This is a genomic window from Pseudomonas sp. TKO26 (assembly GCF_003225665.1).
Taxonomy (GTDB): Bacteria; Pseudomonadota; Gammaproteobacteria; order Pseudomonadales; family Pseudomonadaceae; genus Aquipseudomonas; species Aquipseudomonas saponiphila.
Window position 1 is genome coordinate 1 of record NZ_QKLN01000042.1, and the last position, 14,024, is coordinate 14,024.

Consider the following 14,024-nt stretch of genomic DNA (forward strand, 5'->3'; position numbering starts at 1 on the left):
CACCTGGGGGAAGAAGGTCTTGCTGCCCAGCACCCGCCCGCCCCGCACGCTGATCAGGTGCACGCAGGCACCGCCCGGGTTGACGAAGGCGGCCACCACATCCACATCGCCGGTGCCGCCTTCCATGCTCTGCTGGTCCTGGACCCGGCGCAGCAGGGAGATCTGGTCCCGCAGTTCGGCGGCCTTTTCAAAATCCAGGGCGGCAGCCGCCGCTTCCATGGCGCTGGAGAGTTCATCGGTCAGGGCATTGCTGCGCCCTTCCAGGAACATCACCGAGTGGCGCACGTCCTCGGCATACACTTCAGGCTCCACCAGGCCTACGCAAGGCCCCTTGCAGCGCTTGATCTGATACTGCAGGCAGGGTCGGGTACGGTTCTTGTAGTAGCTGTCCTCGCACTGGCGAACCATGAAGGTCTTCTGCAACAGGCTGAGGCTTTCGCGGATCGCGCCGGCGCTGGGGTAAGGGCCGAAGTACTTGCCCTTCTGCTTCTTCGCCCCACGATGGATGCTGAATCGCGGAAAATCACCGTCCGAAAGGAACACATAGGGATATGATTTATCGTCGCGCAGCAGAATGTTGTAGGGCGGCCGCCATTCCTTGATCAGCGTCTGCTCCAGCAGCAGTGCTTCGGTTTCGTTGGCGGTGATGGTGGTTTCGATCTGGGCGATACGCGCCACCAGGGCGGCGGTCTTCGGTGCCTGGCCGGTCTTGCGGAAGTAGCTGGACAGGCGGTTTTTCAGGTTCTTGGCTTTACCGACGTACAGCAAGCGTGCATCGCTGTCGAACATGCGATACACGCCAGGACGGCCACTGCAGGTAGAAAGAAAAGCGCTGGGATCAAACAGGTCGGTCATTTCAGAGGCTGGCATCGACCATGCCATGACGAACCGCCAGCAGCGTCAGCTCGACATCGCTGCTGATCGAAAGCTTCTCGAAAATACGATAGCGATAGGTGTTCACGGTTTTCGGCGACAGACACAGCTTGTCGGAGATGATCTGCACTTTCTGGCAGCCGACAATCATCAGCGCGATCTGAATCTCACGCTCGGACAAAGCGTCGAACGGCGAGTCGCTGGAAGGCTGAAACGATTTGAAGACCAGTTGCTGGGCAATCTGCGGGCTGATGTAACGCTGACCGGCAAATACCAGGCGAATCGCCTGGACCATTTCGTTGAGGCCCGCGCCCTTGGTGAGGTAGCCCGCCGCGCCGGCTTGCAGCAGGCGTGTCGGGAACGGATCCTCTTCGCAGACAGTCACCGCCACGACCTTGATGTCCGGATGGCTGCGCAGCAGTTTGCGCGTGGCTTCAAGACCTCCGATCCCGGGCATCTTGACGTCCATCAGGACGACGTCGGGCTTCAGCTCCCGCGCCTTGAGCAGGGATTCTTCCCCTGACTCCGCCTGCCCGACTACTTGCAGGCCATCGATGTCAGCCAACATTCGTGTAATGCCCGTACGAACGAGATCATGGTCATCGACTACTAGCACCCTAATCAAGCAGACACCTCGCGATTTGGTCTTTAAAGGTTGCCGGACACCTTAGCAAAAAAGCGACGTACAAACCTAATCACAAGCGCTATATAAAATTCATCGGCGAGCGATAAAGCGACAGCGCCTGCCCGACCGCGGACGGCCTGGCACCTTCAGGCCCCGACAGCCCGGGGCCCGCTACCCAGGATCGGCGCCTGCGACAGTAGGACGCTCCATACGCCAGAAACACTCCTCCTCCCCCACCACCTTCAAACCCATCCGCTGGTACAGGCGCTGTGCCGGGTTGCCCTTGAACACCGTCAGGCGCAACAGCCCAAGGTGCTCCTGACGCGCCCGCTCCAGCAGCCGCGCCAGGGTCCAGGCGCCAACCCCACGCCCGCGCCATGCCTGCTGCACATGCAATTCACGAATATAAAGGGCCCGCAGGTCCCGACTCAGGCTGACATAGCCCAGCACCTCGTCTGCCTGGCAGATCAACAGGTTCTCGCGACCGGCCCAGGCCACATCGAAAGCCTCATCGAGCCATAGCAGATCATTGCGGATGTAGTAGCCGAGCATGGTCGAGCGGGTCAGGTCCCGGGCGAAGGCCAGGTCGGCCGCTGACGCCGGGCGCAATTGCAGCGCATTCATCAGCCGGCCACCGGCACAACCTGGGCCCGCCATTGCCCGGCAACACAGCGGGCAATCAGCAGCGCTTCGCCAACCCCCTCCACGGCGCCCAGCAACTGGCCGTCAGGACCCCAGATCGCGCTACGCCCGGCACAGGCCCAACCCCCGCTGGGACCGCCATGATTGGCCATCAACAGCACAATGCCGTGCTCCCGGGCATAACCCTGCAACAACGCACTGTCGGCGGCATAACCACCCTCGCTGATCAGCACTCCGGCGGCATAGATGTCGGCACCGGCCGCCACTGCGGCCTGGACATGACTGGCATGGCAAAAATCCGCACACACCGCCAGGGCCAACCTTGCCTCTGCCAGTTGCAGCGGCGCCCCGCCAGTGCCGGGGGCAAAAAAGCGCTCCTCCCCGGCATGCAGATGCTGCTTGCTGTACAGCGCCAACGAGCCGTCGGCTGCCAGCACCAGCGCCCCGATCAGCACCGGCCCGTCCTCGACCAGGCGAATCGGCAAGCCCACCACCGCCGTCAGCCGCAGCTCCCGGGCCAGGTCCCGCAACGGCTGCAGCTGCGGGGCATCCGGGGCCAGCGCCAGTTGTGCGGCCAGCTGTGGCTCATAACCGGTCAGGGACAGCTCGGGAAACACCAGGACCTGCACCCCCTGCTGCGCCGCCAGCCGCATCAGATGCTGATGCCGGGCGAGATTCCCCAGCCAGTCGCCAGCAATGGACACCGATTGGGCGGCAGCGAGGGTCAGCACGGTCATGGAGATTCCTTGGCGAGGCAACGAGGGGAGAGCGGCGAGTGTGGCATAAATCCTGGCGCCGCTTAATCCATCACCCGAGACAACCGCACCCATAGAAATTACTGATTGAATCGCGGCCCTGGCCTCTAGTAAGCTCGCCCCACTTCACGGAGAAACCCCATGCTGTCCCAGACCCTTTCCCTGCATCGCCACACCGCCAGCGCACTGCGCTCGGTCGCGGCTGCCTGGGTCAACGGCACTCTGGCTCCGGTCAACTTTTATTTTGGGTATTGGTTTAGCCACTGGCGCGCCTGATACCCAACCGGCGCCCACTTTGACGGGTCGCCTACCAGAGAAATCTCAACCCCCGGTCGGCCTCCCGACCGGGGGTTTTGTTTTTTCCGGCACAACGTTTTCAACCACGACTTTTACGCAACACACCGAACTTACCGAGGATTGCCCCATGAACTACGCCACCTATTACCGCTACGACATGTTTTCCGCCTGGCGATTTAGCAGCCTCCGCTCGGGACAGCCTGCCGCCTCCGATCGGTCACCTACCGGTGGCAATTGCACACTGATGGCCAGTACGGCCAATTGTCGAACACCCCAGTAGGGCCGCGCGCGGGACATCACCCGCCGCCCGCCCAGGAAGACCGCACATGAACTCGTCCGTATCCGCTTTGCCCCTGTCCGCCCAAGTCAGCGCCAATGAACCCCTGACCCGGCGCCTGCCCAGCTCCCTCGAGCTCAAGCAGCAACTGCCGCTGTCCCAGGCCTTGAGCCAGCAAGTTGCCAGCCACCGCCAGGCGGTGCGCGCCATTCTCGAAGGTCGCGACCCACGCCTACTGGTGGTGGTCGGCCCCTGCTCCATCCACGACCCGCAATCGGCCCTGGAATACGCCGCCAACCTGGCCCGTCTGGCCGAAGAGGTGAGCGAGCAGATGTTCCTGGTGATGCGCGCCTACGTGGAAAAGCCCCGCACCACCGTCGGCTGGAAAGGCCTGGCCTACGACCCGCGCCTGGATGGCAGCGACGACATGGCCGCTGGCCTGAGCCTGTCCCGGGACCTGATGCGCGAGATGCTGCGCCTGGGCCTGCCGATCGCCACTGAACTGCTGCAACCCATGGCCGCCGGCTACTTCGACGACCTGCTGAGCTGGGTGGCCATTGGCGCCCGCACCACCGAGTCGCAGATCCACCGGGAAATGGCCAGCGGCCTGGAGATGCCCGTGGGCTTCAAGAACGGCACCGACGGCGGCGTCGCCATCGCCTGTGACGCCATGCGCTCGGCGGCGCACCCGCACCGTCACTTCGGCGTCGACAGCCAGGGCCACCCGGCAGTCATCCAGACCCCGGGCAACCCCGACACCCACCTGGTACTGCGCGGCGGCCACAGCGGCCCGAACTACGATCGCCAGAGCGTGGCCCAGGTCCAGCGCGACCTGCACAAACTGAAGATCCCGGCGCGGATCATGGTCGATTGCAGCCACGCCAACAGCGGCAAGGACCCGTTGCGCCAGCCGGCAGTGTTCAACGAAGTGCTGGAGCAACGCCTGCAGGGCGATCGCTCGCTGATGGGCGTGATGCTGGAAAGCCACCTGTTCGAAGGCTGCCAGCCCCTGAGCGGTCAGCTGCGCTACGGCGTTTCGGTGACCGACGGCTGCCTGGGCTGGGCCGCCACCGAGCAACTGCTGCGCACTGCCGCGCAACAACTGCAGCAGGCAGACAAGGTCGCTGCCGTCCCCGCCTGAGCACCGCCCGCCCCCTGTAGGAGCTGGCTCGCCAGCGAAGACGTCACCAAGAGCACCGCCCGCTCCAAAGGCCTCTTCGCCGGCAAGCCGGCTCCTGCAACACCCGCCGGGCGGCAACGCTTTGCAGGAACTTTGACAAGAAATAGCCACCTGAATCCGGTAGGCTCTCAACTTTCTTGAAAGGAGCAACACCCATGGCCAAAGCCACTGCCCGTCACATCCTGGTTGCCAGCGAAGCCAAGTGCAACGAACTCAAAGCCGAGATCGAAGCCGGCGCCGACTTCGCCGAAGTCGCGAAAAAGAACTCCACCTGCCCGTCCAGCCGCGACGGCGGCAACCTGGGCTCCTTCGGCCCGGGCCAGATGGTCAAGGAATTCGACACCGTGGTGTTCAGCGCCCCGGTCAACGTGGTGCAAGGCCCGGTGAAGACCCAGTTTGGCTACCACCTGCTGGAAGTCACCAGCCGCCAGGACTGATCCCCTCGCGCTTGCGTCTGCTCAACGGCCCGCCTCCTGGTGGGCCGTTGCGCTTGTAGAAGCGGCTGGCCAGTCACAGGCCGCTAGCGTACAAATCGTGGTCATCGATCACCCGGCTCGTAAGGCTGACAATGCGACTGCTTTTCCCCTCCGTACTGTTCACCGCGCTGCTGCTCGGAGCCTCGGGCGCCCAGGCGGCACCGCAACACGCCATGACCGTCTACGGCGAACCAGCCAAGTATCCCCAGGGCTTCAGCCACTTCGACTACGTCAACCCCCAGGCCCCCAAGGGCGGAACCCTGCGCCGCTCGGCCATCGAGATCGGCCGTTTCGACCATGTGCTGCCTTATATAGACAAGGGCATCGGCGTCTCCCAGCTCGACGGCCTGGTCTATTCGCCCCTGGCCCTGCGCTCCCTGGACGAGCCCTACACCGTCTACGGCCTGGTGGCAGAAAAGATGGAGCGCGCCGAAGACGGCCTGTGGCTGCGCTTCTACCTCAACCCCAAGGCCCGCTTCGCCGATAACACACCGATCACCGCCGAAGACGTGCGCTACAGCTACGACCTGCTGATGACCCAGGGCAGCATGCGCTACCGCACCCAGTTCGAGGACGTCAAAGGCGTCACCGTGGAATCGCCGCGGGTGGTGCGTTTCGACTTCAAGAGCAACGAAAACCGCACCCTGCCCCTGGATATCGCGACCCTGCCAGTGTTCCCCGAACACTGGTGGAAGAGTCGCGACTTCGCCGCAGGCGGCGGCTATGAAGCGCCCCTGGGCAGCGGTCCCTATCGGGTGGCCAAGGTGGATTCGGGCAACAGCATCACCTTCGCCCGCAACCCCGACTGGTGGGGCAAGGACCTGCCGGTGAGCCGCGGCCTGTACAACTTCGATCATTTCAGTGTCGAGTACTTCGGCGATATCGACGTCGCCCGGCAAGTGCTGCGCGGTGGCGCCTACGACTACAACCGCGAGTTCTCCGCCACCGGCTATTCCATCGGCTACGACAGCCCGGCCCTGAGTGACGGCCGCCTGCAGAAGGCCCACCTGGCCCAGTCGGCGCCGCAACCGGCCCAGGGCTACGTGTTCAACCTCGACCGACCGGCGTTCCAGGACCGCCGGGTACGCCAGGCCCTGGCCATGCTCTGGGATTTCGAATGGAGCAACCGGCAGATGATGCGCAACCTGTACATCCGCCAGCAGAGCTTCTTCTCCAACACCTCCCTGGCAGCCCGCAGCCTGCCGGACGCCGAAGAGCTGAAAATCCTCGAACCGCTGCGCGGGCAGATCCCCGACGAAGTCTTCACCCAGGTCTTCGAAGCACCGAAGACCGACGGCAGCGGAGTCATCCGCGACAAGCAACTGCAGGCCCTGGCCCTGCTGGAACAGGCCGGCTGGAAAGCCGATGGCGACAAGCTGGTGAATGCCGAAGGCGAGCCCCTGAGCTTCACCTTCCTCATCACCCAGGGCTCCATCGAACGCCTGCTGCTGCCCTACAAGCGCAACCTGGCGCAGATCGGCATCAGCCTGAACATCCGCCGCATCGACCCTTCGCAATACGTCAACCGCCTGATGGCCCGGGACTACGACATGATCGTCACCGGCTACCCGGTGACCACCTCGCCGGGCATGGAGCTGTACAACTACTTCGGCTCGGCCGCGGCCAACGACCCCGGCTCCAACAACTACATGGTGCTCAAGAACCCGGCGGTGGACAGCCTGCTCAACGGCCTGGTGAAAGCCACCAGCCAGCCGGAGATGCTGCGCTATGCCCACGCCCTGGACCGGGTGCTGCAGTGGAACTACTACTGGATCGCCAACTACTACCCGCCCGGCACCTCCACGGTGTGGTGGAACCGCTTCGGCAAGCCCAAGGTGCCGGCGAGCAACGACGAAGCCATCGAAAGCTGGTGGGAAGTCAGCAGCACCGCGCTGACCAATGAACAGATGGCCGCCGAGCTGATCCGCCGTGGCCAACCCGGAGGGCGCCACTGATGCCGGCCTATATCCTGCGACGCCTGCTGCTGATCATTCCGACCCTGCTGATCATCCTCCTGGTGAACTTCGTCATCGTCCAGGCCGCTCCCGGCGGCCCGGTGGAACAGGCCATCGCCCGCCTGCAAGGGATCGGCGGCGGCGCGGTCGGCGGCTCCGCCGATGCCATGAGCAGCAGCGGCTCGCGAGCCAGCCGCGGCCTCGATCCCAAGCTGATCCAGGACATCGAGAAACAGTACGGCTTCGACAAGCCGGCCCATGAACGCCTGTGGCTGATGCTCAAAAGCTACGCCCGGCTGGACTTCGGCAAGAGCTTCTTCCGCGGCGCCACGGTCACCGACCTGATCCTGGAAAAAATGCCGGTGACCATCTCCCTCGGCCTCTGGGCGACCCTGATCACCTACCTGGTGTCGATCCCCCTGGGGATTCGCAAGGCGGTGCACCACGGCAGCCACTTCGACATCTGGAGCAGCACCGCGATCATCATCGGCTACGCCATGCCGGCCTTCCTGTTCGCCATGTTTCTGATCGTGCTGTTCGCCGGCGGCACCTCGCTGAACTGGTTCCCGGTGCGCGGGCTGGTGTCGGACAACTTCGAGCAACTGAGCACCCTGGGCAAGGTCGCCGACTACTTCTGGCACCTGGTGCTGCCGGTGAGCTCCCTGGTGATCGGCGGCTTCGCCACCCTGACCATCCTCACCAAGAACTCCTTCCTCAACGAGATCACCCGCCAGTACGTGGTCACCGCCCGGGCCAAGGGCCTGAGCGAACGCCGGGTGCTGTATGGGCATGTATTTCGCAACGCCATGCTGCTGGTGGTGTCGGGCATTCCCCAGGCCTTCATCAGCGTGTTCTTCGCCGGCTCCCTGCTGATCGAGGTGATCTTCTCCCTCGACGGCCTGGGGCGCATGAGCTACGAGGCCGCGGTGTCCCGGGACTACCCGGTGGTGTTCGGCTCGCTGTTCATCTTCACCCTGTTCGGCCTCTTGATAAAACTCATCGGCGACCTGTGCTACACCCTGGTCGACCCACGCATCGACTTCGCCGCGAGGAACGCCTGATGCTCAAGCTTTCTCCCGTGGCCCGCCGGCGCCTGGACCGCTTCAAGCAGAATCGCCGCGGCTGGTGGTCGCTGTGGCTGTTCATCGGCCTGTTCATCCTGACACTGGGTGGCGAGCTGATCGCCAACGACAAGCCGCTGGTGGTCAGCTACCAGGGCTCGCTGTATTTCCCGGTGTTCAAGCGCTACACCGAGCAGGAGTTCGGCGGCCAGCTGCCGTTCCAGGCCGACTACCGCAGCGACTACGTGCAGCAACTGATCCGCAAGGACGGTGGCTGGCTGCTGTTCCCGCCGATCCCCTTCAGCGAAGACACGCCCAACTACGATCTGGCCCAGCCGGCCCCCAGCCCGCCGAGCCAGGTCAACTGGCTGGGCACTGACGACCAGGCCCGGGACGTGGCCGCGCGGGTGATCTACGGCGCCCGGGTGTCGATCCTGTTCGCCCTGGCGCTGACCGCCATCAGCGCCCTGATCGGCATCGCCGCCGGCGCCCTGCAAGGCTATTACGGTGGCTGGGTCGACCTTTTGGGCCAGCGCCTGCTGGAAGTCTGGTCCGGGTTGCCGGTGCTCTACCTGCTGATCATCCTCTCGGGCTTTGTCGAGCCGAACTTCTGGTGGTTGCTGGGAATCATGGCGCTGTTCTCCTGGCTGGCCCTGGTGGACGTGGTGCGCGCCGAGTTCCTGCGTGGGCGCAACCTGGAATACGTCAAGGCCGCCCGGGCCCTGGGCCTGAGCGACCGCAAGGTGATTCTGCGGCACATCCTGCCCAATGCCATGAACGCCACCCTGAGCTACCTGCCGTTCATCCTCACTGGCGCCATCTCGACCCTCACCGCCCTGGACTTCCTCGGCTTCGGCATGCCCGCCGGCAGCGCTTCCCTGGGCGAGCTGATCGGCCAGGGCAAGCAGAACCTGCAGGCGCCGTGGCTCGGGCTGACGGCGTTTTTCACCCTGGCGCTGATCCTCTCGCTGCTGGTGTTTATCGGCGAAGCGTTGCGCGATGCCTTTGATCCACGATCTTGAAGCGGACTCTAGACATGACTGACAACCTCATCGAAATCCGCCAGCTCAACGTGGCCTTCGGCGCCCAGACCGTGGTCCGCGACCTGAGCCTGGACATCCGCCCCGGCGAATGCCTGGCCCTGGTAGGCGAGTCCGGTTCGGGCAAGTCGGTGACCGCCCACTCGATCCTGCAACTGTTGCCGCAGACCGGCTGCAACAGTTCCGGCAGCGTGCGCTACCGTGGCCAGGAACTGATGGGCAGCGATCCTGCGACCCTGCAAAAGCTGCGGGGCAACCGCATTGCCATGATCTTCCAGGAGCCCATGACCTCCCTCAACCCGCTGCACAGCGTGGAGAAGCAGATCGGCGAAACCCTGCTGCTGCATCGCGGCCTGGGCGGCAAACAGGCCCAGGCGCGAATCCTTGAACTGCTGGAACTGGTGGGCATCCAGAAACCCCGGGAACGGCTCAAGGCCTACCCGCACCAGCTCTCCGGCGGCCAGCGCCAGCGGGTGATGATCGCCATGGCCCTGGCCTGCGAGCCGGAACTGCTGATCGCCGACGAACCCACCACGGCCCTGGACGTGACGGTGCAGCGCAAGATCCTGCTGCTGCTCAAATCCCTGCAGCAGCGCCTGGGCATGTCCCTGCTGCTGATCAGCCACGACCTCAACCTGGTACGACGCATCGCCCAAAGGGTGTGCGTGATGAAGGCCGGGGAAATCGTCGAACAAGCCGACTGCGACACCCTGTTCAACGCCCCGCAACATCCCTACAGCTGCGAACTGCTGCACGCCGAGCCCGAAGGCCGGCCGTTGTGCCGCGACAGCCGGGAAACCGTGCTGGAAGTGGATCGGCTCAGCGTCGAATTCCAGATCGGCGGCGGCCTGTTCCGGCGCAAAGACTACCTGCGAGCGGTGGACGACATCAGCCTCAGCGTGGAGCAAGGCAAGACCCTGGGCATCGTCGGCGAGTCCGGCTCGGGCAAGTCGACCCTGGGCCAAGCGATCCTGCGCTTGCTGGATTCCCGGGGCAGCATCCGCTTCCAGGGCCAGGCCCTGGATGGCCTCGACCAGAAGCAACTGCGGCCCTGGCGCAAGCAGATGCAGGTAGTGTTCCAAGACCCCTTCGGCAGCCTCAGCCCGCGCATGTCGGTGGCGCAGATCATCAGCGAAGGCCTGGAAGTGCACAGCCAGTACGATGCCCGCCAGTGCGATGAACAGGTGATCCGCGCCCTGGAGGAAGTCGGCCTCGATCCCGACAGCCGCCACCGCTACCCCCACGAGTTTTCCGGCGGCCAGCGCCAGCGCATCGCCATTGCCCGGGCCCTGGTACTCAAGCCGGCGCTGATCCTGCTGGACGAACCGACCTCGGCCCTGGACCGCACCGTACAGAAACAAGTGGTGGCCCTGCTGCGCCAACTGCAGGAAAAGTACGGTTTGACCTACCTGTTCATCAGCCATGACCTGGCGGTGATACGGGCCCTGGCCCACGACATGATCGTCATCAAGGACGGCCAGGTGGTGGAGCGCGGCGCCAGCCATGAAGTCTTCGACAACCCGCAGCACCCCTACACCCAGGAGCTGCTGGCCGCCGCCCACCCCAGCTGACCCGCAACTCCCCCCCTGTAGGAACTGGCTTGCCAGCGAAGACACCCGCAAGATCGCCGCCCAACCCAAAGCCCCCTTCGCCGGCAAGCCGGCGACGTCAAATCGGGCATAATCCCTGGCGCCCATTTTCAGGATGCCGCCATGAACGACAGCGAAAGCCTCAAGGATTACCAGCGTGTGCGCCAACTGGCGATCCGCTCGCTGTTCGAGATCATCGAGCAGTCCAGTGAAGGCACGGTGATCGTCGACCGCGACGCCAATATCGTCTGGATGAACGAGCGCTACGCCCGGCGCTTCGGCCTGGAGTCCGCCGCCTTCGCCATCGGCAAACCCTGCGAAAGCGTGATCCCCGGCAGCCTGCTGCGGGAAGTGGTACGCAGCGGTCGCCCGATCCTGCTGGACATGCAGGACACCCCCAAGGAACCGCTGGTGGTGATGCGCCTGCCGATCCACGACGCCGCCGGCACGGTGATCGGCGCCATCGGCTTCGCCCTGTTCGACGAACTGCGCAGCCTGTCGCCGATGCTCAAGCGCTACCTGAGCATGCAGGAAGAACTGGCCTCCACTCGCTCCCTGTTGCGGGCCCGGCAGACCAAGTACAACTTCGCCCATTTCATCGGCACCAGCGCCGCCAGCCTGGAGGTCAAGCGCCGTGCCCGCCGTGGGGCCAGCGCCGAGTCGCCGATCCTGCTGCAAGGTGAAACCGGCACCGGCAAGGAACTGCTGGCCCAGGCCATTCATGCTGCCTCGCCCCGGGCCCACAAGCCCTTTGTCAGCATCAACAGCGCGGCGATTCCCGAAGCCCTGTTGGAGGCGGAGTTCTTCGGCACCGCCCCCGGCGCCTTCACCGGCGCCGACCGCAAGGGCCGTGCCGGCAAGTTGCAGATCGCCCAGGGCGGCAGCCTGTTCCTCGATGAAATCGGCGACATGCCCCTGCCCCTGCAAAGCAAGCTGCTGCGGGTGCTGCAAGAGAAGGAGTTCGAACCGGTGGGCTCCAACGAAGTGATCCACAGCGACGTGCGGATCATCGCCGCCACCTCCACCGACCTGGAAGCGGCGATCAAGCGTGGCGAGTTCCGCGCCGACCTCTACTACCGGCTCAACGTGCTGCCGATCCAGGTGCCGGCCCTGCGCGAGCGCCTGGACGACCTGCCAGCCCTGAGCGAAGGGATTCTCGAAGACCTGCGCAGCCAGCATGAACTGGATCAAGAGGCCCTGGCCCTGCTGGCGCAACACGCCTGGCCGGGCAATATCCGCGAACTGCGCAACGTGCTGGAACGGGCGGCACTGCTCAGCGATGACCTGATACTCAATGCCGCGGACATTCGCGCGGCAATCGGCAACTTCAGCCCGGCGCAGCGCAATGCGGCCCCGCTGGCGGCCGAGTCGCCGAGCCAGGAAACCTTCGCCGCGGCCCGGGAGCGTTTCGACCGGCAACTGATCAGCGCCACCCTGGCGCAATGCGCCGGCAAGGTGGACGAAGCGGCCCGGCGCCTGGGGCTGGGGCGCTCGACGCTGTACAAGAAAATGGCGGCCTTGGGGATTGCCGAATCTCAATAAAGAGACACAAATCCATTTTTAGAGACAAGCGCTTTTGTGGCGAGGGAGCTTGCTCCCGCTGGGCCGCGTAGTGGCCAAAAACCCAGTAATTGCGGTCTTTCTGAGGCCACCTGGTGGCCAGTATGAGGAGTGCTACGCACTCCAGCGGGAGCAAGCTCCCTCGCCACACTGTCTCAAATAAGAGAATATCTGGATAAATCATATTTGGAATATCTAAAAAGTACTTATATTTCAATAAGTTAACTACATGGCACAGTTCTCGCTAAACCGCTCTCCACACGCAACACCCGACAACAATAACAATCCTGGAGAGACACACCATGAGTGTGATCATTGCCTTGGCAGCCCTGGCGCTGCTGATGCTGGCGGCCTACCGTGGCTACAGCGTCATCCTCTTTGCCCCGATTGCCGCCCTCGGCGCGGTGCTGCTCACCGACCCGTCCGCCGTGGCGCCCGCCTTTACCGGGGTGTTCATGGAGAAGATGGTCGGCTTCATCAAACTGTATTTCCCGGTGTTCCTGCTCGGCGCGGTGTTCGGCAAGCTGATCGAACTGTCGGGCTTCTCGCGTTCCATCGTCGCCGCCGCGATCCGCCTGCTCGGCACCCGCCAGGCGATGCTGGTGATCGTGCTGGTCTGCGCCCTGCTGACCTACGGCGGCGTCTCGCTGTTCGTGGTGGTGTTCGCGGTCTACCCGTTCGCCGCCGAAATGTTCCGCCAGAGCAACATCCCCAAGCGGCTGATCCCGGCGACCATCGCCCTGGGCGCCTTCTCCTTCACCATGGACGCCCTGCCCGGCACCCCGCAGATCCAGAACATCATCCCCAGTACCTTCTTCAACACCACCGCCTGGGCCGCGCCCTGGCTGGGGGTGATCGGCACGGTGTTCGTGTTCTGCGCCGGCATGCTGTTCCTCCAGCGCCAGCGCAACAAGGCGCAGAAGGCCGGTGAAGGCTACGGCACCGAACTGCGCAACGAACCGGAAACCGCCCCAGACCTGAAGCTGCCCAACCCCTGGCTGGCGCTGTCGCCGCTGCTGCTGGTGGGCATCATGAACCTGCTGTTCACCCACTGGATTCCCCAGTGGTACGGCAAGACCCACAGCCTCAGCCTGCCGGGCATGGCCGCGCCGGTAACCAGCGAAATCGCCAAGCTCACCGCTATCTGGGCGGTGCAGGCGGCCTTGCTGGTGGGCATCCTGATGGTGCTGGTGTGCGGCTTCTCGGCGATTCGCAGCAAGCTCGCCGAGGGCAGCAAGAGCGCGGTCAGCGGTGCCTTGCTGGCAGCGATGAACACCGCTTCGGAATACGGGTTCGGGGCGGTGATCGCCTCCCTGCCAGGCTTCCTGGTGCTGGCCGACTGGCTCAAGAGCATACCCAATCCGCTGGTCAACGAAGCCATTACCGTAACCCTGCTGGCGGGCATCACCGGCTCCGCCTCGGGAGGCATGAGCATCGCCCTGGCGGCCATGTCCGAAAGCTTCATCAGCGCCGCCCACGCCGCCAACATCCCCCTGGAAGTGCTGCACCGGGTGGCGTCCATGGCCAGCGGCGGCATGGACACCCTGCCGCACAACGGTGCGGTGATCACCCTGCTGGCGGTCACCGGGCTGACCCACCGCGAGGCCTACAAGGACATTTTCTGCATCACCCTGATCAAGACCCTGGCGGTATTCGTCGTCATCGCCACTTTCTACGCCACCGGCATCGTGTGA

Annotated in this window: 13 protein-coding genes; 9 read left to right on the forward strand and 4 right to left on the reverse strand. The window is 64.3% G+C overall.

The features are described 5' to 3' along the window. The 4 genes from uvrC to DNK59_RS30255 all read right to left on the reverse strand — a co-directional run. On the reverse strand, positions 1–855 hold an 855-nt coding region (gene uvrC, locus DNK59_RS30240), incomplete at its 3' end, for an excinuclease ABC subunit UvrC (protein WP_146249950.1). Position 856: 1 nt separating this feature from the next. Then, positions 857–1,498 (reverse strand): UvrY/SirA/GacA family response regulator transcription factor, encoded by a 642-nt coding sequence (gene uvrY / locus DNK59_RS30245; RefSeq protein WP_011061841.1) that lies wholly within the window; start codon positions 1,496–1,498, stop codon positions 857–859. 171 nt (positions 1,499–1,669) lie between these two features. After that, positions 1,670–2,122 (reverse strand): GNAT family N-acetyltransferase, encoded by a 453-nt coding sequence (locus DNK59_RS30250; RefSeq protein WP_092313882.1) that lies wholly within the window; start codon positions 2,120–2,122, stop codon positions 1,670–1,672. Next, positions 2,122–2,877: a carbon-nitrogen hydrolase family protein gene (locus DNK59_RS30255; RefSeq protein WP_110725678.1), complete on the reverse strand. Its 756-nt coding sequence runs from the start codon at positions 2,875–2,877 to the stop codon at positions 2,122–2,124. Before DNK59_RS30255 ends, DNK59_RS30250 begins: the two co-directional genes overlap by 1 nt. Before the next feature lie 159 nt (positions 2,878–3,036). Between DNK59_RS30255 and DNK59_RS32210 the strand changes: the two genes are divergently transcribed. The 9 genes from DNK59_RS32210 to DNK59_RS30295 all read left to right on the forward strand — a co-directional run bounded on the left by DNK59_RS32210 (position 3,037) and on the right by DNK59_RS30295 (position 14,024). After that, complete coding sequence (locus DNK59_RS32210) at positions 3,037–3,171, forward strand: hypothetical protein (RefSeq protein WP_016968530.1); 135 nt, start codon at positions 3,037–3,039, stop codon at positions 3,169–3,171. 347 nt (positions 3,172–3,518) lie between these two features. Then, positions 3,519–4,610, forward strand: coding sequence for a 3-deoxy-7-phosphoheptulonate synthase (locus DNK59_RS30260; RefSeq protein WP_110725679.1), 1,092 nt, complete (start codon positions 3,519–3,521; stop codon positions 4,608–4,610). Positions 4,611–4,804: 194 nt separating this feature from the next. Continuing rightward, positions 4,805–5,086 (forward strand): peptidylprolyl isomerase, encoded by a 282-nt coding sequence (locus DNK59_RS30265; RefSeq protein ID WP_007924449.1) that lies wholly within the window; start codon positions 4,805–4,807, stop codon positions 5,084–5,086. 131 nt (positions 5,087–5,217) lie between these two features. Then, on the forward strand, positions 5,218–7,080 hold the full coding sequence (locus DNK59_RS30270) for an extracellular solute-binding protein (RefSeq protein WP_110725680.1): 1,863 nt from the start codon (positions 5,218–5,220) through the stop codon (positions 7,078–7,080). Further along, a complete protein-coding gene (locus DNK59_RS30275) occupies positions 7,080–8,141 on the forward strand; it encodes a microcin C ABC transporter permease YejB (protein ID WP_060839897.1) in 1,062 nt (353 codons plus the stop codon). The genes DNK59_RS30270 and DNK59_RS30275 overlap by 1 nt, the downstream gene beginning before the upstream one ends. Then, a complete protein-coding gene (locus DNK59_RS30280; RefSeq protein WP_110725681.1) occupies positions 8,141–9,163 on the forward strand; it encodes an ABC transporter permease in 1,023 nt (340 codons plus the stop codon). Before DNK59_RS30275 ends, DNK59_RS30280 begins: the two co-directional genes overlap by 1 nt. Positions 9,164–9,177: 14 nt before the next feature. Then, positions 9,178–10,752: an ABC transporter ATP-binding protein gene (locus tag DNK59_RS30285; protein WP_110725682.1), complete on the forward strand. Its 1,575-nt coding sequence runs from the start codon at positions 9,178–9,180 to the stop codon at positions 10,750–10,752. A 141-nt stretch (positions 10,753–10,893) separates the two neighbouring features. Then, entirely contained in the window at positions 10,894–12,312 is a 1,419-nt protein-coding gene (locus DNK59_RS30290; RefSeq protein ID WP_110725683.1) for a sigma-54-dependent Fis family transcriptional regulator, read from the forward strand. A gap of 320 nt (positions 12,313–12,632) precedes the next feature. After that, positions 12,633–14,024: a GntP family permease gene (locus DNK59_RS30295; protein WP_110725684.1), complete on the forward strand. Its 1,392-nt coding sequence runs from the start codon at positions 12,633–12,635 to the stop codon at positions 14,022–14,024.

Coding starts and splice junctions, on each gene's coding strand:
- DNK59_RS30280 (WP_110725681.1), top strand. CDS start 8,141: ATGCTCAAGCTTTCTCCCGTGGCCCGCCGGCGCCTGGACCGCTTCAAG.
- DNK59_RS30270 (WP_110725680.1), top strand. CDS start 5,218: ATGCGACTGCTTTTCCCCTCCGTACTGTTCACCGCGCTGCTGCTCGGA.
- DNK59_RS30250 (WP_092313882.1), bottom strand. CDS start 2,122: ATGAATGCGCTGCAATTGCGCCCGGCGTCAGCGGCCGACCTGGCCTTC.
- DNK59_RS30265 (WP_007924449.1), top strand. CDS start 4,805: ATGGCCAAAGCCACTGCCCGTCACATCCTGGTTGCCAGCGAAGCCAAG.
- DNK59_RS30295 (WP_110725684.1), top strand. CDS start 12,633: ATGAGTGTGATCATTGCCTTGGCAGCCCTGGCGCTGCTGATGCTGGCG.
- DNK59_RS30275 (WP_060839897.1), top strand. CDS start 7,080: ATGCCGGCCTATATCCTGCGACGCCTGCTGCTGATCATTCCGACCCTG.
- DNK59_RS30255 (WP_110725678.1), bottom strand. CDS start 2,877: ATGACCGTGCTGACCCTCGCTGCCGCCCAATCGGTGTCCATTGCTGGC.
- DNK59_RS30290 (WP_110725683.1), top strand. CDS start 10,894: ATGAACGACAGCGAAAGCCTCAAGGATTACCAGCGTGTGCGCCAACTG.
- DNK59_RS30260 (WP_110725679.1), top strand. CDS start 3,519: ATGAACTCGTCCGTATCCGCTTTGCCCCTGTCCGCCCAAGTCAGCGCC.
- DNK59_RS30285 (WP_110725682.1), top strand. CDS start 9,178: ATGACTGACAACCTCATCGAAATCCGCCAGCTCAACGTGGCCTTCGGC.
- DNK59_RS32210 (WP_016968530.1), top strand. CDS start 3,037: ATGCTGTCCCAGACCCTTTCCCTGCATCGCCACACCGCCAGCGCACTG.